Genomic DNA, 25,339 nt, shown 5'->3' on the forward strand with positions numbered 1-25,339 from the left:
TTCCGTCTCGGTCTTGTCGTCCACGTTCACAACACGAACTCGACTTTCGACATCTTGATCTGATCGCCGTCCCGGGACACGGTGACGCGTAACCGGAACGATCGCGGTTCTTCTTTGGCGCCAGCGGCATTGGTGACGCGTTCGTTGGCCAGCACCAGGACGACGGCGGAATCCTTGCCCGTCGATTCGATCCCGGTTGTCTTCGCCGAACCTTCGGTGACGACCTTGGACTGCTCGACGACCGAGGTGAAATCGGCTGCGCGCTTTTGAAAGTCGTCGCGGAATTCGCCGGTGGAGCTGTCGATGACCCGCTGGACGTCCTCTTTGGCCTTGTGGAAGTCCAGCGACATCATGTTGACCACGCCTTGCCGGGCCGCCGCCATAAACGCGGCATCTCGCTGGCGTTGCTGATCGACGGTGTGGTGGTGCCACAGCATGTATCCGCTGGCGCCGAGCAGAGCGCAGATCGCGACGATCGCGGCGGCGGCCAGCGTCCTGGCCGCGATGCGCGCCCACCGCCGGGGAGGTGCTGTGACGGCCGGCGACTCGGCTGGTTCGGTGGGCTCGGGGCTAACCTCGTCCGTCTCGGTGGTCTCGGCCTCGGTGTCCTCGGCTGGGGCCTTGGCCTCAGCCTCGGCCTCGCGGCGCAGTCGAATGGCCCGCGCCCGGGCGCGCGCCGCGGCGGCCAGCGCTTCGGCTTCGGCGGCTTCGGCCTCGGCCTGCTCGGCCAGCGCGAGGGCGTCCTCTTTCGTCTTGGCGTCGTCGGGCCGGTCTGCGTCGTCAGCCACGGCCGACCCACCTTCTCAACGTCATTATCGACTGAACTCCGGTATCTCTTACTGTACGGCTCATTGCTACCATCGGGGGACCAGCGAACCCCCGACTGGGACCGATCGGCGAAGGAAGGCCGTAGCCCGCACCATGACTGCCGTCGACTCCCCCGAAAAGATACTCTTCGCCTCCACCACCCAAGCATTTCTCCAAAAAGAGGTGCCGCTGAGCCGGGTGCGTGAGCTGCATGCAGCGGGTATCTCGTTCGACCGGGACTGGTGGCGACGCGCCGCCGAGCTGGGCTGGGCGGGCCTGCTGGTCCCCGAGGAGCTGGGCGGGGGCAGCGTCTCGGAGAGCGGCGTCGCGGATCTGGCCATGGTCGCCGAACTGCTCGGCAAGACCGTCGCTCCGGGGCCGCTCTATCCGGTTAGCGTCGTGCTGGCCGGGCTGGTGGATTGCGCCGAGCCGGAAACCCATGCGGCGACGATCGAATCGCTGATAGCCGGCCAGACCGTGGCGTCCTGGGCCGTCTATGAGCCAGGCCGGGGCTGGGCGCCGCACCAGCCGTCGGTGACCGCCACCGCGACCGGCTCGGGTTACCGCATCGACGGTGTGAAGGACCGCGTGGAGGCGGGCGCCCAGAGCGATCTGCTGTTGGTGGTGGCGCGCGGCGACGACGGTGTGCGGCAGTTCCTGGTGCCCACGGATGCGCCCGGGGTGAGCGTCGAGCCGCAGCAGTCCATCGATTTGGTCAAGCAGTACGCCCGGGTGCGATTCGACGGCGTGCCTGTTGAGGCCGCGGTCGGCAGCGCTGCCGAGACCGCCGCGCTGATCGAGCGGCAAAGCCAGATCGCGCAGGTGCTGCAGTGCGCCGAAGTGGTAGGGATCTTGCAGACGGTGTTCGACTTCACCGTGCAGTGGGCGCTGGACCGGCACACCTTCGGCCGACCGTTGGCGTCGTATCAAGCGCTGAAGCATCGCTTCGCGGATATGAAGATGTGGTTGGAGGCATGCCGGGCGACGACGGGCGCGGCGGTCGCCGACATCGCCGCTCGCTCACCAGAAGCCGGGTTGTCGGCCAGCATCGCCAAGTCCTACGTGGGCGAGATGTCGCCGCAGATCGTGCAGGGCTGCGTGCAAATGCACGGCGGGATCGGGGTGACCTGGGAGCACGACCTACACCTGTATCTGCGTCGAGTTGCGTTGTACCGCTCCATGTTCGGCACACCCGAAGATCACAACCTGGCGGTGTACGCGTGGAAGGAAGCCGCGAGGTCGGCGTGATGGCCGAATCCGTTGAGCAGTTCCGTGCGCGTGCCCGGGCCTGGTTGGCCGAGAACATGCCGCGGATCGACCCGGCCGCTCCGCCGGCTGCGCATCGCGACGACGAACGCAGCTGGCGCCGGGCCCGGGAACTGCAAAAGCGGCTCTACGGCGGCGGTTTCGCCGGTATCTGCTTTCCTCGCGAATACGGCGGGCTGGGTCTGGACTACGAGTACCAGAAGGCGTTCGACGAGGAGAGCGCTAATTACGAGATGCCGCTGATCCTCAACACGCCGACGTTCACGATCTGCTGCGCGACGCTGCTCGACACCGGCAGCGAGGAGCAGAAGAAGCAACACATCGCGGCGGCGCTGCGTGGCGACGAGGTGCTGGTGCAGCTGTTGAGTGAACCCAGCGGGGGATCGGACCTGGCTGGTGTGCTCACCCGCGCCGACCGCAACGGCGATCGCTGGGTGATCAACGGCGCAAAAACGTGGAGCACCAGTGCTTTTGCCGCCGACTACGGGTTGTGTTTGGCGCGCACGAACTGGGACGTGCCCAAGCACGACGGCCTGACCATGTTTTTGGTGCCGATCGCTCATCCCGGAATCACGTTGCGGCGCATCACTCAACTCAACGGCTCGACGGAGTTCTGCGAAGAGTTCCTCGACAACGTGGATGTCGGCGACGACGCGGTCGTCGGCGAGGTCAACAAGGGGTGGGTGGTGGCGTCGCGGCAGCTCTATCACGAGCGCCGCGCGGTGGGGCAGAGCTCCGAATTCGCCAGCGGCACAGGCAGTGAGGGCGGCCGGTCGACGCCGGTGGACTATGTGGCGCTCATCGAGAAGACCGGGCAGGCCGGCAACGAGCGGCTGCGGGAGATGGCCGGGCGGGTGCTGGTGCATCGCGCGGTCAGCGACCAGTTGTCGGACCATGTGTATCGCAGCGTGCGCGACGGCACACTGCCGCCGGCCGGTGGCACGCTGATCCGGCTCTTCCACGCCGAGACGGTGACGTTGGATATGGACACCGGGTTGGCGATCACCGGGTCGACCGGGGTGGTCGGCGAGCCGGGGCAGGGCCTGGAGACCGGGCTGCGGTATCTGGCCCGCCAGACGGTCTGCCTGGGCGGCGGCACAACGGAGATGGCGCGCAACGTGATTGGCGAGCGGGTGCTGAACTTCCCGCGCGAGTACGCCGCCGACCGCGGCGTGCCGTTCAAAGACGTCCGACGCTGAGCAGACGCAGAATCGCACTGTGCTGGAACGAAACGTGCGATTCTGCGTCTGCTCGCGCGGTTAGGCGGGTACCGGCTTGGCGATCTTGAATAGCTCCATCATGTTGCCGCCCATGATCTTTTCCACGTCGGCCTGGTCGAGTTCGGTGAGCTCGTCGACGAACGTAAGCGGATCGGCGAGGCCTTCGGGATGCGGCCAGTCCGAACCGAACACCACCCGATCCGAGCCCACCATGCTGACGATCTCGGCGAACCGATCCTCCCAGAACGGGCTGATGTAGATGCACCGCTTGAAGGCCTCGATGGGATCCTCGCTGAACGCGTTGGGCATCTTCTTGTAGACACCCTTGAGTGCCTTGAACAGGTGCGGCACCCACTCAGCGCCGTTCTCGATGGAGAGGATTCGCAGTTCCGGGTTGCGGGACAACGCGCCGTGGCAGATCAACGCCCCCATCGCGTCCTCGATCGGGCGATGGCCCATCACCAGCATCCGAAACGCGGTCGGCCGGAACGGCAGGAACTCGTCACCGGGTTCCCACACGTTCGCGAATTCGGCGTACCCACTGTCGGATGCGTGCATCGATACGGGGATGCCCGCCTTGACGCAGGCCTGCCAGAACGGGTCGAACTCCTCCAAGCCGAATGAGCGGGTGCCCTTGTAACCCGGGACCGGCGCGGGGCGGACCAGCACCGTGCGCGCGCCGCGCTCCAGACACCACTCGAGTTCTTCCAGGGCCCGCTCGACGATGGGCAGGGTGATTACCGGGGTGGCGAAGATGCGGTCCTTGTAGTTGAACGACCACGTCTCGTACATCCATTGGTTGAGCGCGTGGATGACGTCGTGGGTCATCTCCGGGTCGTCCTTCATGCGCTCTTCGACCAGGCTGGCCAGCGTCGGGAACATCAGCGCGTAGTCGACGCCGAGCTCGTCCATGACCTCCAGCCGCGGGCCGGGCTCGCGGAAGGCGGGAATCGCCTTCATCGGCTCGCCCATGATCTCGCGGAAGCTCTTGCCGCCGCTGCCGTGCCGGAAGTACTCCTCCTGGGCGCCGGGACGGGCCACCACCTCGAAGGTGGGGTTGGGAATGTATTCGCTGATGTGGCCGCGGACCACGATCTTGGTCCGGCCGCGGACCTGCACGTAGTCGATGACGTGCTTGCGGTTGTCCGGCAGGAACTTGGTCAGCGCCTCCTGCGGCTCGTACATGTGGTTGTCAGCATCGAACACCGGAAAGGACAGTTCGCGAGACGGCATGGCGACTCCTTGCAGTGGTGGCCCAGCGTAGTGGTAATGACATTACCACCCTAATCCGTAATGCGTAACAGTCGGCGGCGCTTTCAGGACTGACCGGCGTCTCGGCGGCTGACGACCGCGAAATTCACCGTTGCGGTGGCGGCGAGTTCGTCGTCGCCGTTGCCGAAAATGTCCACCTGGGTGACGACGGCGCGCCGGCCGGCCCGCAGCACGCGAGCGACCGCCCGGGCCGAACCCGCCGTGATCGGCCGCAGGTAGCGGATGAACAGGTCGGCGGTGGTCAGCCCTGCGCCGGCGGGCAGGTAGTTCAGCCCCAGCTGTCCGCCGGCGACGTCGGCGAGGGTGGCCAGCAGGCCGCCCTGCACTGCTCCGGAGGTGTTGACCACCTGCGGGCTGACCGGCAATTCCATCGCGTAGCCGTCGTCGGTGGCGGCGTCGCGTAGCCCGATTTGGTCGAACAATTCACTCAGCGTGGGTGGCGTCACCTCGTGCTCGTCGTCGGCGCCGAGCGCCCGGATGCAGAACTCGTACAACTGTGCGGCGTCGATCGGCGCGCCACTCAATTCCGCGCCCAGCCAATGCAATCGCTGTGCGCCCAACACGGTCTGCATGACGATCGCGGCCGCGGCACCGATATCGATGCCCGGCCGGAAAACCCCTTCGGTGATGCCGCGCTGCACGATGTCGCGAATCAGCTGGTGCAGCGGTGAGAGCACCCGGGCGTAGTCGCGGGGGCGGGTTTCGGCCAGATGCTGGTTGTACAGGCTCAGTGCCCGGTTGAGGCTGTCTTGCTTGCTTGATTCCGGCTGGGCGCTGATCCGGTCGATCACCAGCTTCATCGCCGCGGTGCTGTCAAGCCCGGTGGTTTCGGCGCGCCAGGACCGTGCCGTCTGGGCCATGGTCCTGTCGAACAGGGCGAGCAGCAACTCGTCCTTGCTGGCGAAATGCTGGTAGAACGCCCGCAGCGACGTCTTGGAGCGGGCAACCACTTCCTGGACGGTGAAATCGGTGCGCCCGGTTTCGCCGAGAATTTCGACCGCTGTCTTGATGAAGCGCTCGCCGCGCGTTACTTCGACTTCCTCGTCCGGGCCGGCCATCGCGCTCTCCTCTTTCCGCCGCGCAACAAAGGCGCTTCGAGAATGAGATTACCGCAGCTGATCGCGGATCGTCGCATGCCCTCGTACCCTGGCAAAGAATTTTGCAAAGCGCTTGGCGCAGGCCAAGTTCGTACGTTTCAGCGGCTGCGACCCATTCGCAATTTCGTCCGCGGCTGCGAGGGGTTCGAGTAGGGTAGCCCGCTATGGCGGCTCGCGAGGATGCAGAGCAAGCATGCACGACCGAGCGCATGGAACGAGCGACCCCGATGTCCGTCGACAAGCCCACGCGACTGCTGTCGCGCCGATTCGTCGACGTGGTAATCGCGCTCGGCGGAATGCAACTGATGGTGACGATGGATGGCTCTATTGCTGTTGTGGCGCTTCCTAAGATCCAGAACGACCTAGGTCTGTCCGATGCCGGGCGAAGCTGGGTGATCACCGCCTATGTGCTGACCTTTGGCGGTCTGATGCTGCTTGGCGGACGCCTTGGCGACACCATTGGCCGCAAACGGACATTCCTCGCAGGGGTAATCCTGTTCACCGCCGCCTCGGCGATGTGCGGCATCGCGTGGGATGAGGGCAGCCTTGTTTTGGCCCGACTACTGCAGGGCGTGGCCGGCGGGATCACCGCACCGATTTGTATGGCGCTGACGGCGACCATGTTCCCGAAGGGCCCCGTGCGCAACGCCGGGATGGCGGTATTCGGTGCGACCGCGAGTTTCAGTTTGGTGGCAGGCCTAGTTGTTGGTGGGGCACTGAGCGAAGTGTCATGGCGGTTGGCGTTTTTGGTGAACGTGCCGATAGGGCTGCTGGTGATTTACCGCGCCCGCGCCACGCTGGAGGAAAGTCAGACGGCGCGGATGAAACTGGATGCCGCTGGAGCTGTGCTGGCCACGTTGATCTGTACCGTTGCTGTTTTCGGCTTCTCGATAGGGCCGGAAAAGGGCTGGCTGTCACCGACGACGATCTGTGCGGGCGTGGCGACGGTGGCCGCTTGCGTAGCATTCGTCGTGGTGGAGCGCAGGGCAGAAAACCCCATCGTCCCGTTCAACCTGTTCTTTGACCGCAACCGCCTGGCAACGTTCGCGGCCATCTTCCTGGACGGCGGGGTGCTGTTCACTCTGACCGTCCTGGTCGCCGTCTATGTGCAGGACATCATGGGCTACAGCGCGCTGCGCGCAGGCTTCGCCTTCATCCCGTTCGCGGTTGCCGTTAGCGCGGGCGCAGGTGTGTCGTCACGGCTGGTGACATGGTTTCCGCCGCGGATGGTCGTGATCGCCGGGAGCATCCTGGTGCTAGGTGCAATGCTGTTCGGGTCGACGCTCGACCGCGGCGTCCCGTATTTCCCGAATCTGGTGATGCCGCTTGTCGTCGGCGCATTCGGTATCGGCTTGATCGATCTGCCGCTTGCGCTATCAGTGATCGCCAGCGTCGGCCTCGACCGGATCGGACCGACATCGGCGATCTCGCTTATGCTGCGGTGCCTCGGCGGCCCGGTGGTGCTGGCAGTCATCCAGGCCGTTATCACGCTGCGCACGCTGCAGCTGGGCGGGACAACGCGACCGACGAAAGACTTGAACGCAGTCCAGTTGAATGCGCTGGACCATGGCTTCACCTATGGTCTGCTCTGGCTGGCCGGGGTGGCCGTCCTCGTCGGGGGAGTGGCGCTACTCATTGGTTACACCGCGCAGCAGGTGGCTCGTGCCCAGGAAGTCAAGAAGGCCATCGACGCCGGGGAGTTGTAACTCGTCGCCGGCGAGGGGCTTTGAACACGCTGCCAACTTTGGATACTGCTCCGATTCACGCTTTGTCAGCAAATCGCCATTGCAAAACTGGCATGGGGCGCTTGCCCAAACCTTCTGAATGTCAGGCCGATAGCGCGGTTAGCGGGTTATACTTCCGGGCGGTTGTGCCGCGGAAGCGAGGTCGGCGCTTTCATTTTCGCAAAATGTGCACGGAAAGTGTAAAGGCCAGGATCGTAATGAAAATTGTGGTCGCAAGCTATGGCACGCGCGGCGACATCGAGCCCAACGCCGCGGTCGCCCGTGAACTGATGCGCCGGGGTCATGAGGTGCGCGTGGCCGTCCCTTCGGACCTGGTTGGCTTTGCCGAATCGCTCGGGTTTGCGGCGGTAGCCTACGGACCTGATGCGCAGGCCTCGCTGGACGTGCACCATGAGTTCTGGACATGTTTCTTCCGCAGCCCTTGGAGAATCCCGGATCTGATCAGGTTGTACCGCGAAGCCGCCGAGCTGCTTACCCAGTGCTGGGAGGAGGCGACCAAGACCCTGGTGTCGCTGGCCGAAGGAGCCGACCTACTGTTCACCGGCTTGGTTTTCGAGCGACTCGCTGCCAACGTTGCTGAGTACCACGACATTCCGTTGGCCACACTGCATTACAACCCGAAGCGGGTCAATGGCCAGCTACTGCCATTCCTGCCGGCGGCACTAAACCGCTCGCTGACGAAGGCCAGCGAGTGGATGGTTTGGCGCGCAAGCAAAAAGCTCGAGGACACCCAACGCCGTGAACTGGGCCTACCGACGGCGACTTGTCCTGCGCCGCAGCGGATCAGCGAACGCGGATCGCTAGAAATTCAGGCATATGAGGAGGTGTGTTTTCCCGGACTGGCAGCCGAATGGGCGAAATGGAAGGGTCAACGGCCGTTTGTCGGGACGCTGACGATGGAGTTGCCGACCGATGCCGATGACGAGGTCTTGTCGTGGATTGCCGCAGGAACACCGCCGATCTACTTCGGCTTTGGCAGCATCACGGTTAAATCCTCGGTCGACACGGTTGCCATGATCAGCGCGGTCTGCGCCGAGTTGGGCGAGCGGGCGTTGGTTTGCTCGGGCAGGGGAACAGACTTCAGCCACATACCCCATCAAGACCACGTCAAGGTGGTGGACAACATGAACCACTCAGCGATCTTTCCGGCATGCCGCGCGGTCGTGCACCACGGCGGCGCGGGCACCACGGCTGCGGGTTTGCGCGCCGGTGTTCCGCAATTGATGCTCTGGACGGCGCTCGATCAGATGCTGCGCGGCGCTGCAGTTAAACGACTGGACGTGGCAGTCACCCGGCGTATTTCCGGCATTACCCAGAAGTCGCTGCTCGCTGACCTTCGCCGGATCCTTGCGCCCGATTACGGCGCCCGGGCACGGGAGATCGCGACCCGGGTGCCCAAGCCGGCCGAAAGTGTCGCGGCCGCCGCCGATGCAATAGAGAATTTCGCCCATCTTAGGCGCGTTGGCTGACCGACCGCGACGGAGCGGTAAAAGACGAAAAAGGCTGGTGTTAAACGCTTCTAGGGCCTGTCCGCGCGGAGGCCTCAGGCGGGCCTCAGCAACTCAATACGGCTAAGTTGCTCCTGCGTCTCCGGATCGTTGCACAAGACGATGCAGCCGCGCTTGTATCCAGTTTCTTGCTCGGCCGGTAGGCTCGGATAGAACCTGAACATGTCGGTGCGCCCCAGGGCGTCGAGGTATTCGGCATTGAGGACAGCACCGGGGCCGTAGTCGTCGTAGTGATACGAATCGCCGGGTACCGCGAAGTCGTCGACCATGATTATCGAGCGCTTCCACGAGCCGAATATCGTGTCGATCTCGTCCGCCAGCGGCAGGTCGAAATGCCAGTGCGCATCAAGGTAGAAGAAGACATTGTCTTTGGGGAACGCAGGGTCGGTGGCCAGCTGGCGCAGCAATGCGCGGCTATCGGCCAGCACAACGTGCACCCTGTCACTCGCCGAACGGAATCGTTCTTCGGCGAAGGCGTAGAAACGCGGCGTTACTTCCGCCGTATACACCGGAACACCGAATTCGGCAAAGAACTCCGTCGTCGTTCCGCGGAACGTGCCCGTTTCGACGATCGCGACCGGCCGTAGCTCCGCAAAGATCTGCCGAAAGAGCTTCTGCCTGCCAACCTGGCCGTTCATCGGACCACCCCAACTGGAACGCGCCGACCGCCTGAACCGGTATTCAAGTCGGCCCATTCTGGCGCCACCGAAGCCGTAAAGTCGAGACAGAACAGAAACAACGAATCGGCGGCCGGACGAATAAGCGGTCACGGCCTCGTAGCGTACCCGTCGCCGGGCCACGCGTGCGGTACTTTGAAGCCAGCCAGAAAGGCCGTTTGCGACAAGCATTCACCGACAACGGAAGTGGCAATCCAGTGAAGCGAGCTCTGATAACTGGGATCACCGGCCAGGACGGCTCATATCTTGCCGAGCTGTTGCTGAGCAAGGGATACGAGGTTCATGGCCTGATCCGTCGAGCTTCGACGTTCAACACGTCGCGGATCGACCACCTGTACGTCGATCCGCACCAACCTGGCGCACGACTGTTCTTACACTACGGCGATCTCACCGACGGCACCCGTTTGGTGACATTGCTCGCCACCATCGACCCCGACGAGGTGTATAACCTTGCGGCGCAGTCGCATGTGCGGGTCAGCTTCGACGAACCGGTACACACCGGCGACACCACGGCAATGGGATCGATCCGACTGTTAGAAGCGGTGCGCCTGTCCGGGGTGCACTGTCGCTTCTACCAAGCGTCATCGTCGGAGATGTTTGGCGCGTCGCCGCCACCGCAGAATGAGCAGACGCCGTTCTACCCGCGCTCACCGTATGGTGCGGCAAAAGTTTATTCGTACTGGTTGACTCGCAATTATCGTGAGGCGTACGGATTGTTTGCGGTGAACGGTATCTTGTTCAACCACGAATCTCCGCGGCGCGGTGAGACATTCGTGACTCGCAAGATCACCCGGGCTGTCGCGCAAATTAAGGCAGGCATCCAGTCCCACATCTACCTGGGCAATCTCGATGCGGTCCGCGACTGGGGGTATGCGCCTGAGTATGTCGAAGGGATGTGGCGGATGCTGCAGACTCCCGAGCCGGAAGACTTCGTCCTCGCCACTGGGCGGGGTTTCAGTGTGCGAGAGTTCGCCCAGACCGCGTTCGAACATGCCGGACTCGACTGGCAAAGACATGTGAGGTTTGACGAACGCTACCTGCGACCAACTGAGGTGCATGCACTGATTGGCGATGCAACCAAGGCCGCCCAATCACTTGGCTGGAAGGGTTCGATACACACCGCAGAACTGGCGCGCCTGATGGTGGACGCAGACGTTGCCGCGCTGGAATGCGATGGCACGCCATGGATCGACAAGCCGATACTGCCCGGTTGGAGCTGAGGATGGGCACTTCGGTGGGCATCCTTGACCGCGCGTCTCCGGTATACATCGCGGGACACCGAGGGCTGGTCGGGTCTGCGCTGGTAAACAAGTTTCGGACGGAGGGATTTACCAATCTCCTGGTGCGGTCACGCAGTGACCTCGATCTGACGGATCGCGCCGCGACGTTTGACTTCATTCTCGAATCGAAGCCCCAGGTGATCATCGATGCGGCGGCCAGGGTCGGCGGGATCATGGCGAACAGCACACACCCTGTCGACTTCCTCTCCGAAAATCTCCGGATACAGGTCAACCTGCTCGATGCTGCGGTTGCCGCGCGCGTGCCGCGGTTGCTGTTCCTCGGATCCTCTTGCATCTACCCGAAATACGCCCCGCAGCCCATTAAGGAGACTGCGCTCCTTACCGGGCCCTTGGAGCCGACAAATGACGCGTACGCGATCGCGAAAATCGCGGGCATCATTCACGTCCAATCGGCCAGGCGGCAGTATGGCCTGGCCTGGATTTCTGCCATGCCGACGAACCTGTATGGCCCGGGTGACAACTTTTCCTCATCCACTTCGCACCTGCTGCCGGCGCTTATCCGCAGGTATGACGAGGCCAGGGCTAGCGGCGCGCCCGAGGTGACGAACTGGGGCACCGGAACCCCCCGCCGTGAACTACTGCACGTCGACGATCTGGCGAGCGCGTGTCTGTTCCTCCTCGAACATTTCGATGGGCCGAATCCCGTCAACGTTGGGACAGGCATCGATCACACCATCAGCGAAATCGCCGACATGGTGGCCCTAGCCGTGGGTTACGAGGGCGAAACCCACTGGGACGCAAGGAAACCGGACGGAACGCCACGCAAACTGTTGGATGTCTCGGTTTTGCGGGAGGCGGGCTGGCAGCCCACAATCCCGCTGCGGGAGGGCATCGACGCAACGGTGGCGTGGTACCGCGCCAATGCCGACGCGGCAAGGAAATAAGTACGTGGGCAGAGGTCCGGATCGACGTCGGGAGAAGCCTTGAAATTCATTCCCAAAATGTTGGTATTCGGGCTTGTTCAGCTCGTCGCATTTGGATCGATGCTGTTTTTGCCAGCGGGTACGTTTGATTACTGGCAAGCGTGGCTTTTTCTGGCGGCGCTTACGCTTTCGACCTGGATTTCCGGCGTCTACTTGCTGCGCAAGCATCCTGCCGCGCTTCAGCGGCGGATGGGTGGGGGGCCAATCAGAGAGAGCCGAACGGTGCAGAAGTTCATCATGGGCGGCGTGTGGTTGTCGTTAGCAGCGATGGTCGTGGTCAGCGCCCTCGACCATCGCTGCGGTTGGTCGTCAGTTCCCACGGCAGTCTGTTTGGGTGGCTATGCGTTGGTCGCTGCTGGACTGGTGGTGGCGATGCTTGTGGTCATCCAGAATAGCTATGCAGCCGCAACCGTACAGGTCGAAGCAGGCCAGCAGGTCATTTCCACCGGCCTGTATGGGTTGGTGCGGCACCCTATGTATGCCGGCTATGTGATCATGATGGCCGGCATACCGTTTGCACTCGGTTCCTACGTGGGACTCGTGTTCGTCGTGCCTGGCTTCATTGCACTCACGTTGCGAATTCGCGACGAGGAGAAGCTGCTCCAGGAAAAGTTGGACGGATATCGTGAGTACACACAGCAGGTTCGCTACCGCTTGGTGCCATGGATCTGGTAACAGCCGTATGACTCGCAGCGGAAATACTGAGCAGTCCCCGGACCCATCGGTAAGTACCCGCTAGCCAGGGTTAGCCGGCATATGCCGATCCACCGCGATAGGGTTGCAGCACCCTACGGCACCGCGGCGACCTGTACTACCGCTGATGGTGCCCAAAAGTAGCGCCGCTGTAGGCCCCCTAGCGACCGGGCGAAGGTGTTGCCATGAAAGCAGACGTGGTTAGGCCGGATGGTCTGCTTCGTAGGTATCCGGCGGTCCCTCAGTAGTTATTGCAGGTGGCGGCAATCTGTTGGATAACGCCGAAGTACGGCGAGCCCTGAATCTGCTGGGCCATCTGCGCGCGTCGACTCGGTGGCGCGGCGAGGAACTGACGCAACGCGGACTGCGCGGGCGGTGATGCGTTGAATTGCGCTGCAGCGTCCGGGTTCTCCGCGTTCAACGCCGCCACTGCCTGCGGGTAGGTGCAGGTTGTGTTGACGATCGGGTCCAGAGCGGGGTCTGCGGACGCGATTCCGGCTCCGGCGGTCAAGGACAGTGCCAGACCGCCAATGGTCACCGTCAGCCTGGTCAACGACAGTTTCGTCATTTATGGTCTCCTCCCAACTGATTCCACCGACTCTAACGGCTCGGCGCAAACCTTGCCTCGGCTTTTCGCAACCCGCTAGGGCGCCGACCGCCCCGAGCCCCACGACGAAGATCTTTCGGGCGTTGTCGCGTAACCACATCGTGCAACTGTTGTACAGCCAGGCTCACCTGCTTGGGCTGCCCCTCTGGATGCCGATGCAAACATTCTGACAGGCAAAGTGTTTGCAAATTCGATGCGAACAGCAACGCCGCGTGCGTATCCGCGGCAGCGGATAACGGTGGGGGTCAACCCCGAGGGACCGCTCTTGGGATAGGGGCCGTGATCGCGTCATCGTCCGCGTCCCTCAGCAGCACGGATCGAACCAACGGCCGCGGCCCGTACGGGCGAAGCAAGGCGCTCGCCGGGCGTGGGCGCACCACTTGTGGCCACCAGAACCAACGTCCGAGCAGCGCGGCAATCGACGGCGTCATGAACGAGCGCACAACCAACGTGTCGAACAACAGACCGAGACCGATCGTGGTACCCACCTGAGCGATGATGGTCAGGTCACTGACTGCCATGGACATCATCGTGAAGGCGAACACCAATCCCGCGTTCGTCACGACCTTCCCGGTACCACCCATTGCGCGGATGATGCCCGTGTTTATTCCCGCGGCGATTTCCTCTTTCATTCGTGATACCAACAGCAGGTTGTAGTCAGACCCCACCGCCAACAGGATGATCACCGACATCGGAAGCACCATCCAGTGCAATTTCATACCGAGAATGTATTGCCAAATCAGCACCGACAGCCCAAAGGACGCACCCAACGAAACTGCCACCGTGCCCACAATGGCCAACGCGGCGATAAAGCTCCGCGTGATGATGAGCATGATGATGAAAATGAGGCACAGCGAACCAACTCCGGCGATCAAGAGATCATATTTGGAGCCGTCTCCCCAGTCTTTGTAGGTCGCCGCCGTACCGGCGACATAGATCTTGGCGTTCGACAGAGGTGTTCCTTTAAGGGCTTCCTCGGCGGCCGTCCTCACCTTGTCGATACGTCCGGTGCCCTCGACCGACGCGGGATCGCCGCGCTGCGAAATAATGAACCGCGCAGCCCTACCGTCGGGGGAAAGGAAGGAACTCATCGCACGTTTGAAGTCTGCGTTCTCGAAAACTTCCGGGGGCAGGTAGAAGGAATCGTCGTTCTTGGCGGCGTCGTACGCCTGGCCCAAGGCCATGGCGTTATCGCTCATTTCGTCCATCTCATTGAAGACCCCGGACATGGTGCTGTGCATCGTCAACATCATGGTCCGCATGCTCTGCATGGTTGCGATCATGGTCGGGAAATTTTGGAGCAGCTGAGGCATCAGCACATCGATTTGATCGAGATCTTTGATGAGGTCACCCATTTTATCGGTGAGCTCATCAACACCATCGATACCATCGAAAATCGATCTCAGCGACCAGCAGATCGGGATGTCATAGCAATGCTTTTCCCAATAGAAGTAGCTGCGGATCGGCCGCCAGAAATCCTCGAAATCCGCGACGTGATCCCGCAATTCATCGGTGATGAGCTTCATTTCCTTTGTGCGGGTGATTGTGGAATGCGTGATGCTGTTCATCTGTTGCATCAGGCCGTATAGGTGCTGCATGATGGCGATCATCTTCGCCATGTCGTCGGCCTGCTTGAGCATGTCGCCCGTGCGCGCCTTCACATACTGCATGATTTCTAGCTGCGTCGCATTTTGCATGCTGAGCAGAAACGGTATCGACGTGTGGCCAATCGGCGTTCCTTCGGGCCGGGTTATACCCTGTACCCGGGAGATTCCCGGCACGCGAAAGACGCCCTTGGCTAGTTTGTTCAGCACCAGAAAGTCTGCCGGATTACGCATATCGTGGTCCGACTCGATCATCAGAATATCCGGCATCATCCGCGATTGGGAGAAATGACGGTCAGCCGCCGCGTATCCCATATTGGCGGGAAGGTCCTGCGGGATATACAGCCGGTCATTGTAGCTCGTCTTATAGCCCGGGAGCGTCACCAGACCAATCAGCGCGATCGCGCAAGTGGCGGTCAGAATGGGCGCAGGCCAGCGGACAATCGCGGTGCCGACCCGGCGCCAGCGACGGACCCCGATCATGCGCTTAGGGTCGAATAACCCAAAGCGGCTGCCGAGGCCGATCACTGCCGGAACCAGCGTCAGCGCAACCGCGACGGCAACAAACATGCCGATGGCGCAGGGGACGCCCATGGTCTGGAAGTAGGGCATCCGTGTGAAGCTCAGACAGAAGAGTGCCCCAGCGATGGTCAGACCGGAGGCCAACACCACTTTGGCGACGCTGCGATATGTGGTGTAGTAGGCAGCTTCCGGGTCCTCGCCGGCCTGTCGCGCCTCTTGATATCGACCGAAGAAGAATATCGCGTAGTCGGTTCCGGCCGCGATGCCGAGGGATACCAACAGGTTAATGGCAAATGTCGAAAGGACCAGAATATTGTTATGACCGAGAAACGCGACGATTCCGCGGGCCGCGCCTAATTCGATCCCGACCGTGACCAACAGCAGAACCACGGTGATGACCGAACGGTACACCAGGAGCAGCATCGTGAAGATCATCGCGACGGTTACCGCGGTAATCTTCAAGATGGATTTGTTGCCGCTGTGCTGCATATCGGTAATTAGCGGTGCGGCACCGGTGACATAGGCCTTCACCCCGGGGGGCGGCGGCGTGTGCTTGACCAGATCCCGGACCGCCGCGACGGACTCTTCGCCCAACGGCGTGCCCTGATTTCCGGCCAGGTTCAATTGCACATATGCGGCCTTGCCGTCGGGGCTCTGGGCACCCGCCTGCGTCAGACGATCTCCCCACAAATCCTGGACGTGCTGAACATGCTTGGAGTCATCTCGTAACTTGCCGACCAACTCGGCGTAGTACTTGTGAGCGTCTTCGCCGAGCGGCTGCTGCCCCTCCAGCACGATCATCGCGAAACTGTCTGAATCCGACTCTTGGAAGTCCTTGCCCATCCGCACCATCGCCTGGACGGACGGCGCGTCAGGGGGACTCATTGAGACGGAATGCTGTTGCCCGACTCGCTCGAGCGATGGAACCGCGAAAGTCACAAGCAGTGTCAGTGCCACCCAACCCAGGATGACCAGCACCGAAAACCGGTGAATTACCCGGGCTATCAACGATGGCCGGGTGTGTTCGGTGCTCATGCGGTGTTCACCAAGCACCCGCTTAGTCCTTCAGTAACAGGGAACGGACCAATGGGCGGGGTCCGGTTGGCCGAAGTAACGCACTGGCGGGGCGGGGGCGCACTTGTTGCGGCCACCAGAACCAGCGTCCCAATAGTGCGGCGATGGACGGCGTCATGAATGCGCGCACAACCAGCGTGTCGAAAAGAAGACCGAGGCCGATGGTGGTACCGAGCTGACCGACGATGCGGAGGTCGCTGACCACCATGGACATCATGGTGAAGGCGAACACCAGTCCGGCGTTCGTCACGACCTTGCCCGTACCGGCCATGGCGCGGATGATGCCTGTATTTATTCCGGCGGCGATTTCCTCTTTCATTCGTGATACGAGCAGCAGGTTGTAGTCAGAACCCACCGCCAAAAGGACGATCACCGACATCGCCAGAACTACCCAGTGTATTTGGACGCCGACAAGGTATTGCCACACGAGTACTGACAGCCCAAATGATGCTCCAAGCGAGAGCGCTACGGTACCCACGATCACCAGAGCGGCAATGAAACTTCGCGTCATGATCAGCATGATGATGAAAATCAAGCAGAGCGCTGCGACTGCCGCGATCAACAGATCATATTTGGAGCCGTCGATGATGTCTTTCACCATCGCCGCCGTGCCGGTGAGGTAAATCTTGGCATCTTCCAGGGGTGTGCCTTTGAGCGCCTCCTCGGCCGCGGTTTTTATTGCATCAACCCGCGAAACGCCCTCAACTGTCGCAGGATCGCCGCGTTGGGAAATGAGCATGCGGGTCGCCTTCCCGTCGGGCGACACGAAGACTTTCAAGATTCGTTGGACATCTTTGTTTTTCAAGACTTCCGCCGATATGTAGAACGAGTCGTCGTTCTTGGCGGCGTCGAAAGCCTTCCCCATGGCGGTCGCGTTGTCGCTCGAGTCCTCCATTTGGTTGAAGATCCCGGACATAGTGCTGTGCATCGTCAGCATCATGGTCCGCGTGCTCTGCATGGTCGCGATCATCGGCGGGAACTGGGTCAGCAGCTGCGGCATGAGCAGATCAAGCTGGTCGAGGTCTTTCACAAGGTCTTCGAGCTTGTCGCTCACCTCGTCAATCCCGTCAATGGAATCGAAGATGGATCTGAACGACCAGCAGATGGGGATGTCGTAGCAGTGCTTTTCCCAGTAGAAGTAGCTCCGGATAGGCCTCCAGAAGTCCTCGAAATCCGCAATGTGATCCCGCAGTTCTTCGGTGATAGCAACCATTTCGTGCGTCTCGCCGACCATGTGATGAGTCGTGGCGACGAGCTGTTGCATCAGCGCGTACATGCGCTGCATCAGGCTGATCGTCGTTGCCAAATCGTCTGCCTGCTTGAGCATGTCATTCATGCGGGCTTTCTGGAACTGCATATTCTGCAGCTGACTCGCCTGTCCCATGCTCATCATGAACGGTATCGACGTGTGCTGGATCGGTTCGCCAGTTGGCCGAGTTATGGCCTGCACGCTGGAAATGCCTGGAACGGCAAAGACGCCCTTCGCCAGCTTGTTCAAAACCAACATATCGGCCGGGTTGCGCATATCATGATCAGCTTCGATCAACAGGATCTCGGGCGTCATCATGCGCGCCTGGGGGAAATGCCGCTGAGCAGCGGCGTATCCCAGATTGCCGGGGATGTCTTTGGGGATGTACTGCTGGTCGTCGTAGTTAGGTTTGTATCCGGGCAACGCCAGCAGCCCGACAAGCGCGACTGCCATTGTCGCGGCGAAAATGGGTGCGGGCCAGCGGACGATCGCCGTGCCTATCCGTCGCCATCCATGGCCCCTGACATTGCGCTTGGGCTCGAACAGCCTAAACCGGCTGCCGAGTGCGATAACTGCCGGAACCAGGGTGAGCGCCACCGCGACGGCGACGACCATGCCCACCGCGCACGGGACGCCGATGGCTTGGAAAGCGGACAGTCGGGTAAAGCTCAGGCAGAAAAGGGCGCCGGCGATTGTCAGACCGGAGGCCAGGACAACGCGCGCGACCCCGTGGTAGGTGGTGTAGAAAGCAGTTATCCGGTCTTCGCCGGCCTGACGAGCCTCTTGATAGCGACCGAAGAAGAATATGCCGTAGTCGGTTCCGGCCGCGATCGCCAGGGACGTCAGCAGATTGACGACGTAGGTGGTTAGGCCACCAATAAGCTGATGATGACCGAGAAATGCGACTGCACCACGGGCTACCTGCAGTTCTATCCCGACCATGAGCAATAGAACAATGACGGTGACAACCGAGCGGTAGACGAGCAGCAACGTCGTAAAGATCACCGCGAGGCTCACCACGGTGATTGTGATGACGGTCCGGTCCCCGCTGTGGCCCATATCCGCCGCGATTGCCGCCGGGCCGGTTACATACACCTTGAGCCCGGGCGGTGGCGGCGTGCGCGCCACGATGTTTCGGACGGCTTCGGTGGATTCGTTGCCTAGGGTTTGGCCCAATTCACCCGCGAGGTCCAATTGGACATATACGGCCTTACCGTCGGCGCTTTCCGCGGCGCCCGCCGTGAGCGGATCCCCCCAGAAATCTTGAACGTGCTGCACATGCTTCGGATCGTCCCGGAGCTGACGAATCAAATGGCTGTAGTAGTGGTGCGCCTCGTCGCCCAGGGGTTGCTGGCTTTCCAGGACGATCATCGCCACACTGCCGGAAGTAGCTTCCTTGAAGTCCTCCACTACGCGGTTCGCCGCCTTGAATGAGGGCGCGTCGGGAGGACTGAGCGATACCGTGTGTTCTTTTTCGACTTGCTCTAATGAGGGAACCGTGGCGCCCACGAGGAGGATGAGCGCCACCCACCCCAAAATGATCGGCACCGAAAATCGATGGATCGTCCGCGCTGCGAATGGCGGCGCGGTGTGCTGGTTGCCCGGGTAGATGTTGCTCATGCGGCCTTCAGCAGACAGAAGGTAAAGGCGTTCACTTCGTGCGAAACTCGTTCGGCTTTGACTTCACCGTCGACGGAGATGCGGCAGCCGATGCTGTTGCTGTCGCCCTGCGCCACAACGCTTCCCACGGCCGTCGCCTCGGTTGTCGCCATGTCCAACGTCCATGGCAAGTGGGCCCCCTCGATTCGTTGCGGATCGGCATTGACGTCGAAATAGCTGATGTCGGCCGTGGTTCCCGGCGGCCCGAAAATTTCGTACTTCAGGTGCTTGGGGTTGAACGGCTTGGTGTCGTTGACTTTGGTGTCGGCATACGACGGGCGTTTCTCATTGCCGAATACATTGTGGAGTCGTGTCACGGTAAACCCTCCGCCGGCGATGACGACCAGTATGACCAGCGGAATCCACACCCGTCTCAAAACGCTGAAAATCGCGAATCCTCTCCACCCGTTTCCATACCCGACGTCATGTCACCCGGCCGCCCATGCAACTACACATCGGTCACGACACGCCAGACCGGCATCTCGAGTGCGATGAGCGTCGCAGGCCAGCCGTGCGGCGATCACCTCAAACGAGCGGCCCCCGCGGGAGCGCGACCAGATCTTGACGAGTAAATCATGATGGCGGCCTCCATAACGGCTTGTTCCCGACGCGATATCGGATCGTAATGCATGGCACGTGCGTAACGGGGCGGTACGGCGCTATGCGCCCGTCATGGACTCGGCACATAGTGCCTTCCTAGTGCTCGACCAGTGCCCGGATGTACCAGCCAATCGAGTCGGAATGCCGTCGAACAGCGGCACGCCGTCGGTGTCCGCGGGCTTGAACAGAGCGCCACCAGGTTCCCTGCGGAGCATGTCTGCGCGCGGCCGCCACCGGCGCTCGCTAGTCGATCTCGCCGGTCAGGCCGAACTCGGCCAGCGTCTGCGCGGCCAACTCACGTAAAGCGGACTTTGTGTTCTCGGCGCCTGGTTGATAAGCGACGACGGTGATGAAGACCTTGCCACTGAGGCGCCCGGACAACACAGTCAATTGACCGCCAATTCGCTCAAGCCACTGCCGCGTTATGCGCTGCCCGGTCACGCGTGCAGCGGCGTACTCGGCGTCAGTGCCATCGAGGCGTGACAGCACCGAGCCGAGGTCGCCCAGAGTAGAACAGAACACCGGCCGATCAGGGTCGGTGAACCCGGCATCGACCATCCGCTTCATTGCCCGTTTTGGTGTGAAGGGTGTCAGCCAAAGCACTTGGGACGACTCATCTGCCGCTTCCCGCACCGATCCCAGCGCCTCCCTGATCGCGGCACGGGCGTCACCCAAATCCGTTGTTACGTGGGTCGGGTCGACACTGACGCGCGCATACGACAATGCGAACGCGCGCGTGTCACCCTCGACTCGCTCGCTTATGGGCAGTTGCAATGTCACAGCGCCGTCGCTGGCTCGTCGACGTCCCACGCGCTCTCCGAGCTTCGCAGCCAGCCCCGCGGCCAGCGTGTTACTCGTTCCGCCAAGCGCTTTCGCACGCGCGTCCCATTCATCCAGGCCGACGTAGATAGTGATGGTGGGCACGACGACCACGTCGTCGCCGTCAGTTCCATGGACCGCGACGGGTCGCGGTGCCGGTGATTGCGCCACCTCAAGCCGGCCACGGCGGGCCAATTTTGCCGCCGAGACGACCGCCCGGACAACCTCGGGTATGTCCTGCGCGGTTTGGCGAGCGTCCTGGACGACGGCGCGCAGCCGACTTCGCGAATGCGGCGGCGGGTAGCCGAGGTCGTGCGTGTTGCCCAAGATCGCGTCGGCAAGCACGAGGGCAAGCCCAAGGCCGTCGATTAAGTAGTGGGCGAGCACCAAGCTGACCGCGGTCGAACCGTCGGTAAGTGGGAGCACGCCAAGATGCCAACCCGGGCCCCGCTCAGGATCGACTGGTAGTTGAGAGCGTTCATCGGCCCAGTCGCTGAGTTCCGCCCGTGGCCGGGCGCGCTCAGCGATATCGATGTCCGATGGGCCCCGATCTACAACCCACCGATGCCGGCCGAACGGGAGCGGAGAACGCTCGATGCGCCGCCCCAACAACCCGTAACCAAGATTGCGGTGAAAACGCCTCAACCCGTCGAGGTTGATGCCGTGCTCATAAACCCATACGACTTCGATGATTACCTTCTGGCTGGCTGCCCGATGCCCTGCAAATAGGGCTTGGTCCACCAAGGCGAGCCGATTGTCCGGTCGCGCAACGTGATTGGATGTGTGGCTGCGGAAGGACTCGCGTGCAGGACGTAACCGAATCGGCACGGATCAGCCCCTTAGAACACGGGATTCGCCCGTGGTGCCCAGTGGGGTGTACACCTGACCATTAAGGGTGCCTCTGCCCGAGACGGCGTGGCCCGTGGTGGGGTCCAACCGATCCATGAGCTGAGATTATCTGATTCGCCGTGGCGGGATGGGCGAGCGCCGATCGGTGTCCGCCGACCCGCGCGAGCGCTTTAGGTAATCGAGTCCGGCACCCGCGGCAGGGGTCTACATTCCGGTGGACGGGTTGTTGACGCATGGCGTCGTTATAGAAGGGGGAGTGTTGATGGCCACCACCATCGCACGCGCGTTACGCGACGGCGTGATTGAGCCCGCCACGAAGGCAGTCATCTATTCCGCGCAGAGACGGCTATATCGCTATCTGACTGGCCGTGTCGCCGACGATGCGGTGTTCCTCAACTACGGCTACGAGCAAGACCCGCCGATGGGCCTGCCGCTGGATGCCGCCGACGAACCCGAGCGGTACCCGATCCAGCTGTATCACGCCACCGCCACCCAGGCTGGGGGCCTCGCCGGCCAGCGGGTACTAGAGGTGGGCTGCGGGCATGGCGGCGGCGCCTCGTATCTGACGCGCGCGCTGGCACCGGCTTCCTATATCGGAATGGATGTCAATGCCGCCGGTATCGAGTTCTGCCGCCGGCGCCACCAGGTGCCAGGACTGGATTTCGTTCACGGCGACGCGGAAAACCTTCCCTTCCCTCCCGATTCGTTTGATGCGGTCATCAATGTCGAGTCATCGCACTGCTACCCGCATTTCGACCGATTCCTCGCCGAGGTCTCCCGTGTTTTGCGGCCCGGCGGGAAGTTCCTTTACACCGACCTACGTCAGCGATCCGTGTGCGCCCAATGGGAGGCAGAGCTGAACAGTGCGCCCGGCCTGCAAGTGGTGTCGTGGCGAAACATCGACGCCGAGGTCCTGCGGGGGATGACACTGAACTCGGAGCGAATGCAGGCATCGATGGAGAACGCGGCACCGCGTTTTTTGCGGCGTTGGGTGCGCGACATGCTGCCCGTACATGGATCGGCGATCTATCGAAACATCCAGAGCGGACGAGACGCATACCGGATGTACTGTCTGACCAAGGAGACGAACCGCCCAGCTGAGCCACAGTAATTGCATGGGTTGAAACGCACAAAATCTGACCGAGAGACCACGATCAACAATCAGAGAAAAGCACGAGGAATATGACCGGGCTGACAACCGCGACCAAGATTCGTTGGTCCATCCGATACGTCGTTTTTCTATTGCGTATCGGGAGTAGACACCCTTCCGTATTGTGGCACTTCCTCACATGCAACTTGCGCTATCTTCTGGTTAAACTTGGAGTTGTCCCCAGTGCGGCGAGACACATTGCGGAGGTTCGCGCTGCATTCGAGGAGCATGCCGCGCAGGGTCAGTTCAAGGAACGATGGTTTGATATGAATGACGTGATCGTCACTCAATGGTGTGGTGTTTTTTCCAAAATTTTTGATCGTGTAGACCCCTTGCGGATCCTTGAAATCGGATCGTGGGAAGGCCGGTCGAGCCTGTTTCTTTTGACCTACTTTACCCAAGGCCACTTAACCGCAGTAGACACATGGGCCGGCATCGACTATTACTTGTACAACGCAACTCCAGACGCGCGGGACCTGGAAGCGCGATTCGACGGCAATCTTGCCCCGTGTGCAGCCCGCCTTACAAAGCGCAAGGGGTCATCCTTACATGTGTTGCCGCAACTGCTGGATGAACAGCAAGAATTCGATCTGATTTATGTCGATGGATCCCATTTTGCCGACGATGTTTTGATGGATGGGATCACGGCATGGCGCTTGTTGAAACAGGGCGGAATAATGATTTTCGATGACTTTTTATGGCCGTGCTATCCGCGCGCTCGGGCTAACCCCTGGTGGGCAATCGATCAGTTTTTGACATACCATCCCGGCGAATACAAGGTCCTAGCCGCCTACGACCAAATAATTCTGCAGAGAAAAACAAAGTTTACCGATCGTGTGACCGCTGATCTCACCGCTGTTCAATGGCAATGATTGCGCACGTGTAACAGGCAACAACTGCGTCAAGAGAACAGGTGTAACGGCGACGTCCGCGATCAACCGATGACTGCGCACATGAGGCACCGGTCCGCTGCGGACTCCGCGGTTAAGGAAGCCCGCCCTGCGGCCTAAGCAGCCGAATCGTAATCGACGGCGAGACTGCGACGCGCGGTTCGCGGCCAGTAACGTCGTTGGACAGATGTTGAAGACCAGGGTTGGATCCGCGTCAGAGATAAGCTTCGCCAGTGCCGCGAGCCCACATATTCAGCATGTGTGCAAAAGGCCGTACAAGCTGCGCCTTTATTGAACTTGGTCGAATTAGGCCTATCGAAAACTAATTTGCTGAAGTTTGGTCATTTGACTCGAAATTCGGCGAACGTGGCGTACCTTCTGCGCAAAGCCCCCGCCTGGGAGCTTCGAGTTCCCTGAAAAGGGGGGAGCGGGTTGGAGCGGCTGATGGCCCGCGTCGACGAGTTTCGCCCTGCGTCGACGGCGTTCAATGAGCGCACGGGTTACGGTGGGGCGCTGCTGAGCGATGGCGGCGTCGCTAGGTCAACGACGCCGCGGAGCGGGCCATCCCCGGGTGCTCCTGCACCAGCACTTGTCCGGATTCGGGATCGGTGGCTCGATGCCCGCTGAGATCCCGTTTATCCGTCCAAGCTTTCCCACGCCAGCCGAACTCGCCGAGGAGTTCGACGACATCGTCAGCGCCAACTGGTACACGAATTTCGGCCCGAAGGAACGACGGTTCGCATCGGCGCTCGGCGAGTATCTCGGGCCCGACCTGCATGTCGCCACCTTCGCGAACGGCACGATGGCGTTGATCGCAGCGCTTCATGCCGCCGTTGGCCCCGGAACACGTGACCGCTATCTGCTAATGCCGTCATTCACCTTCGTCGCTGTGGCCCAAGCTGCGCTGTGGGCCGGTTACCGGCCGTGGTTCGTCGACATAGACGCCGACACCTGGCAGCCAAGCGCCCCCTCGGCACGGGCCGTCTTGGAGCGCTCCCGCGACCTGATCGCGGGGATCGTGCTCCCCAACGTGTTCGGCGTCGGTAACCCGGATATCGATGCCTGGGAGGCGTTCGCCGCCGAGTGGGAGTTGCCGATCGTGCTCGACTCCGCCGCTGGCTTCGGCTCCGCGTACACCGACGGGCAGCGCCTCGGCGGGCGCGGCGCCTGCGAGATCTTCTCTTTCCATGCCACGAAGCCGTTCGCGGTGGGTGAGGGCGGCGCGCTGGTCTCTCGCGAGCCCCGGCTGGTCGAGCAAGCGCGCACGTTTGCAGACTTCGGCTTCACCGGGCGGCAGACCACGCAGCTCGGGATGAACGGGAAGCTGCCGGAACTCAGCGCGGCGATCGGACTGCGCCAACTCCGTGGGCTCGACGATCGTTTGGCCAGCCGCCGCACCGTCTTCGAGCGCTATCGCGCCGAACTGACTCCCGTCGGTCTGCGGTTTCAGCCCAATGCTGATGCTTCCTCGGTCTGCTTCGCCAGCGCATGCTGCGAGTCCGCGGACCACAAGGCCGCGGTGCTCGCCAAGCTGCGGCGATATGCGATCCGGGCCCACGACTATTACAACCCACCGCAACACCTGCACCCATACTTCATGGCCAACCCCCGGTTGGTGAGGTCAGCCGACCTCACCAACACGGCGGATGTCTGCTCTCGGATCGTCTCGTTGCCAGTTCACCACTACATGGCCTCGGACGACGTCGCCCGCGTCGTTGCCGCGGTGCAGCGGGGCTCGCAGCTCGTCCACGCGCCTGTTGGCCTGCGAACCGGTCGAAGTAGTAGGGGCAACGACCGTTACTCCGGG

Annotated in this window: 18 protein-coding genes and 1 pseudogene; 10 read left to right on the forward strand and 9 right to left on the reverse strand. The window is 61.8% G+C overall.

What is annotated here, in order from left to right; translation table 11 throughout:
• Window positions 1-26 precede the first annotated feature (26 nt).
• Window positions 27-788 (reverse strand): hypothetical protein, encoded by a 762-nt coding sequence (locus G6N47_RS15995; protein WP_083133649.1) that lies wholly within the window; start codon window positions 786-788, stop codon window positions 27-29.
• Between the two features lie 133 nt (window positions 789-921).
• Here G6N47_RS15995 and G6N47_RS16000 point away from each other — a divergent pair, with 133 nt between their 5' ends.
• A complete protein-coding gene (locus G6N47_RS16000) occupies window positions 922-2,055 on the forward strand; it encodes an acyl-CoA dehydrogenase family protein (protein WP_083133648.1) in 1,134 nt (377 codons plus the stop codon).
• A complete protein-coding gene (locus tag G6N47_RS16005) occupies window positions 2,052-3,272 on the forward strand; it encodes an acyl-CoA dehydrogenase family protein (RefSeq protein ID WP_179966453.1) in 1,221 nt (406 codons plus the stop codon). The genes G6N47_RS16000 and G6N47_RS16005 overlap by 4 nt, the downstream gene beginning before the upstream one ends.
• A gap of 60 nt (window positions 3,273-3,332) precedes the next feature.
• On the opposite strand, the gene G6N47_RS16010 is transcribed toward G6N47_RS16005, so the two are convergent.
• Both G6N47_RS16010 and G6N47_RS16015 read right to left on the reverse strand, forming a co-directional pair.
• Window positions 3,333-4,526 (reverse strand): amidohydrolase family protein, encoded by a 1,194-nt coding sequence (locus G6N47_RS16010; RefSeq protein ID WP_083133647.1) that lies wholly within the window; start codon window positions 4,524-4,526, stop codon window positions 3,333-3,335.
• A gap of 83 nt (window positions 4,527-4,609) precedes the next feature.
• Window positions 4,610-5,623 carry a hotdog fold thioesterase gene (locus G6N47_RS16015; RefSeq protein ID WP_083133646.1) on the reverse strand — a complete coding sequence of 338 codons (1,014 nt, stop codon included), beginning with the start codon at window positions 5,621-5,623 and terminating at the stop codon, window positions 4,610-4,612.
• A 203-nt stretch (window positions 5,624-5,826) separates the two neighbouring features.
• Between G6N47_RS16015 and G6N47_RS16020 the strand changes: the two genes are divergently transcribed.
• Both G6N47_RS16020 and G6N47_RS16025 read left to right on the forward strand, forming a co-directional pair.
• A complete protein-coding gene (locus G6N47_RS16020; protein WP_083133645.1) occupies window positions 5,827-7,368 on the forward strand; it encodes an MFS transporter in 1,542 nt (513 codons plus the stop codon).
• A gap of 236 nt (window positions 7,369-7,604) precedes the next feature.
• Window positions 7,605-8,876: a glycosyltransferase gene (locus tag G6N47_RS16025; RefSeq protein WP_083133644.1), complete on the forward strand. Its 1,272-nt coding sequence runs from the start codon at window positions 7,605-7,607 to the stop codon at window positions 8,874-8,876.
• A gap of 74 nt (window positions 8,877-8,950) precedes the next feature.
• On the opposite strand, the gene G6N47_RS16030 is transcribed toward G6N47_RS16025, so the two are convergent.
• On the reverse strand, window positions 8,951-9,685 hold the full coding sequence (locus G6N47_RS16030) for an O-methyltransferase (protein WP_139799655.1): 735 nt from the start codon (window positions 9,683-9,685) through the stop codon (window positions 8,951-8,953).
• A 104-nt stretch (window positions 9,686-9,789) separates the two neighbouring features.
• Here G6N47_RS16030 and gmd point away from each other — a divergent pair, with 104 nt between their 5' ends.
• Genes gmd through G6N47_RS16045 form a run of 3 tightly spaced genes read left to right on the forward strand, consistent with a single transcriptional unit; the run spans window position 9,790 to window position 12,491 of the window.
• Window positions 9,790-10,812, forward strand: a complete 1,023-nt coding sequence (gmd, locus tag G6N47_RS16035) for a GDP-mannose 4,6-dehydratase (RefSeq protein ID WP_083133702.1) — start codon at window positions 9,790-9,792, stop codon at window positions 10,810-10,812.
• Window positions 10,809-11,777: a GDP-L-fucose synthase family protein gene (locus G6N47_RS16040; RefSeq protein ID WP_139799660.1), complete on the forward strand. Its 969-nt coding sequence runs from the start codon at window positions 10,809-10,811 to the stop codon at window positions 11,775-11,777. The genes gmd and G6N47_RS16040 overlap by 4 nt, the downstream gene beginning before the upstream one ends.
• A gap of 39 nt (window positions 11,778-11,816) precedes the next feature.
• Complete coding sequence (locus G6N47_RS16045) at window positions 11,817-12,491, forward strand: methyltransferase family protein (RefSeq protein ID WP_083133641.1); 675 nt, start codon at window positions 11,817-11,819, stop codon at window positions 12,489-12,491.
• 259 nt (window positions 12,492-12,750) lie between these two features.
• Here G6N47_RS16045 and G6N47_RS16050 read toward each other — a convergent pair whose 3' ends face one another.
• From G6N47_RS16050 to G6N47_RS16070, 5 genes are all read right to left on the reverse strand, one after another.
• The gene (locus G6N47_RS16050; protein ID WP_083133640.1) at window positions 12,751-13,077 is read right to left on the reverse strand and encodes a hemophore-related protein; all 327 of its coding nucleotides are present in this window, start codon (window positions 13,075-13,077) and stop codon (window positions 12,751-12,753) included.
• A gap of 284 nt (window positions 13,078-13,361) precedes the next feature.
• The gene (locus G6N47_RS16055) at window positions 13,362-16,277 is read right to left on the reverse strand and encodes an MMPL/RND family transporter (RefSeq protein ID WP_083133638.1); all 2,916 of its coding nucleotides are present in this window, start codon (window positions 16,275-16,277) and stop codon (window positions 13,362-13,364) included.
• Window positions 16,278-16,299: 22 nt separating this feature from the next.
• Window positions 16,300-19,185, reverse strand: a complete 2,886-nt coding sequence (locus tag G6N47_RS16060; RefSeq protein ID WP_083133637.1) for an MMPL/RND family transporter — start codon at window positions 19,183-19,185, stop codon at window positions 16,300-16,302.
• Entirely contained in the window at window positions 19,182-19,601 is a 420-nt protein-coding gene (locus tag G6N47_RS16065) for an MmpS family protein (RefSeq protein ID WP_083133636.1), read from the reverse strand. The genes G6N47_RS16060 and G6N47_RS16065 overlap by 4 nt, the downstream gene beginning before the upstream one ends.
• Before the next feature lie 466 nt (window positions 19,602-20,067).
• Complete coding sequence (locus G6N47_RS16070) at window positions 20,068-21,471, reverse strand: hypothetical protein (protein ID WP_083133635.1); 1,404 nt, start codon at window positions 21,469-21,471, stop codon at window positions 20,068-20,070.
• Between the two features lie 283 nt (window positions 21,472-21,754).
• On the opposite strand from G6N47_RS16070, the gene G6N47_RS16075 reads away from it, so the two are divergent.
• From G6N47_RS16075 to G6N47_RS16085, 3 genes and pseudogenes are all read left to right on the forward strand, one after another.
• The gene (locus G6N47_RS16075; RefSeq protein ID WP_083133634.1) at window positions 21,755-22,603 is read left to right on the forward strand and encodes a phthiotriol/phenolphthiotriol dimycocerosates methyltransferase; all 849 of its coding nucleotides are present in this window, start codon (window positions 21,755-21,757) and stop codon (window positions 22,601-22,603) included.
• Between the two features lie 71 nt (window positions 22,604-22,674).
• Window positions 22,675-23,514, forward strand: coding sequence for a class I SAM-dependent methyltransferase (locus G6N47_RS16080; protein ID WP_139799653.1), 840 nt, complete (start codon window positions 22,675-22,677; stop codon window positions 23,512-23,514).
• A gap of 634 nt (window positions 23,515-24,148) precedes the next feature.
• A pseudogene (locus tag G6N47_RS16085) lies at window positions 24,149-25,261 on the forward strand (DegT/DnrJ/EryC1/StrS family aminotransferase); the annotation flags it as partial.
• Window positions 25,262-25,339 lie beyond the last annotated feature (78 nt).

It is taken from the genome of Mycobacterium branderi (genome assembly GCF_010728725.1).
Lineage (GTDB): Bacteria > Actinomycetota > Actinomycetes > Mycobacteriales > Mycobacteriaceae > Mycobacterium > Mycobacterium branderi.

Bases quoted from the DNA above. Each gene is read 5' to 3' on its own strand.
- G6N47_RS16010 (WP_083133647.1), bottom strand. From the start codon at position 4,526: ATGCCGTCTCGCGAACTGTCCTTTCCGGTGTTCGATGCTGACAACCAC.
- G6N47_RS16025 (WP_083133644.1), top strand. From the start codon at position 7,605: ATGAAAATTGTGGTCGCAAGCTATGGCACGCGCGGCGACATCGAGCCC.
- G6N47_RS16075 (WP_083133634.1), top strand. From the start codon at position 21,755: ATGGCCACCACCATCGCACGCGCGTTACGCGACGGCGTGATTGAGCCC.
- G6N47_RS16050 (WP_083133640.1), bottom strand. From the start codon at position 13,077: ATGACGAAACTGTCGTTGACCAGGCTGACGGTGACCATTGGCGGTCTG.
- G6N47_RS16060 (WP_083133637.1), bottom strand. From the start codon at position 19,185: ATGAGCAACATCTACCCGGGCAACCAGCACACCGCGCCGCCATTCGCA.
- G6N47_RS16080 (WP_139799653.1), top strand. From the start codon at position 22,675: ATGACCGGGCTGACAACCGCGACCAAGATTCGTTGGTCCATCCGATAC.
- G6N47_RS16055 (WP_083133638.1), bottom strand. From the start codon at position 16,277: ATGAGCACCGAACACACCCGGCCATCGTTGATAGCCCGGGTAATTCAC.
- G6N47_RS16015 (WP_083133646.1), bottom strand. From the start codon at position 5,623: ATGGCCGGCCCGGACGAGGAAGTCGAAGTAACGCGCGGCGAGCGCTTC.
- G6N47_RS16020 (WP_083133645.1), top strand. From the start codon at position 5,827: ATGGCGGCTCGCGAGGATGCAGAGCAAGCATGCACGACCGAGCGCATG.
- G6N47_RS16000 (WP_083133648.1), top strand. From the start codon at position 922: ATGACTGCCGTCGACTCCCCCGAAAAGATACTCTTCGCCTCCACCACC.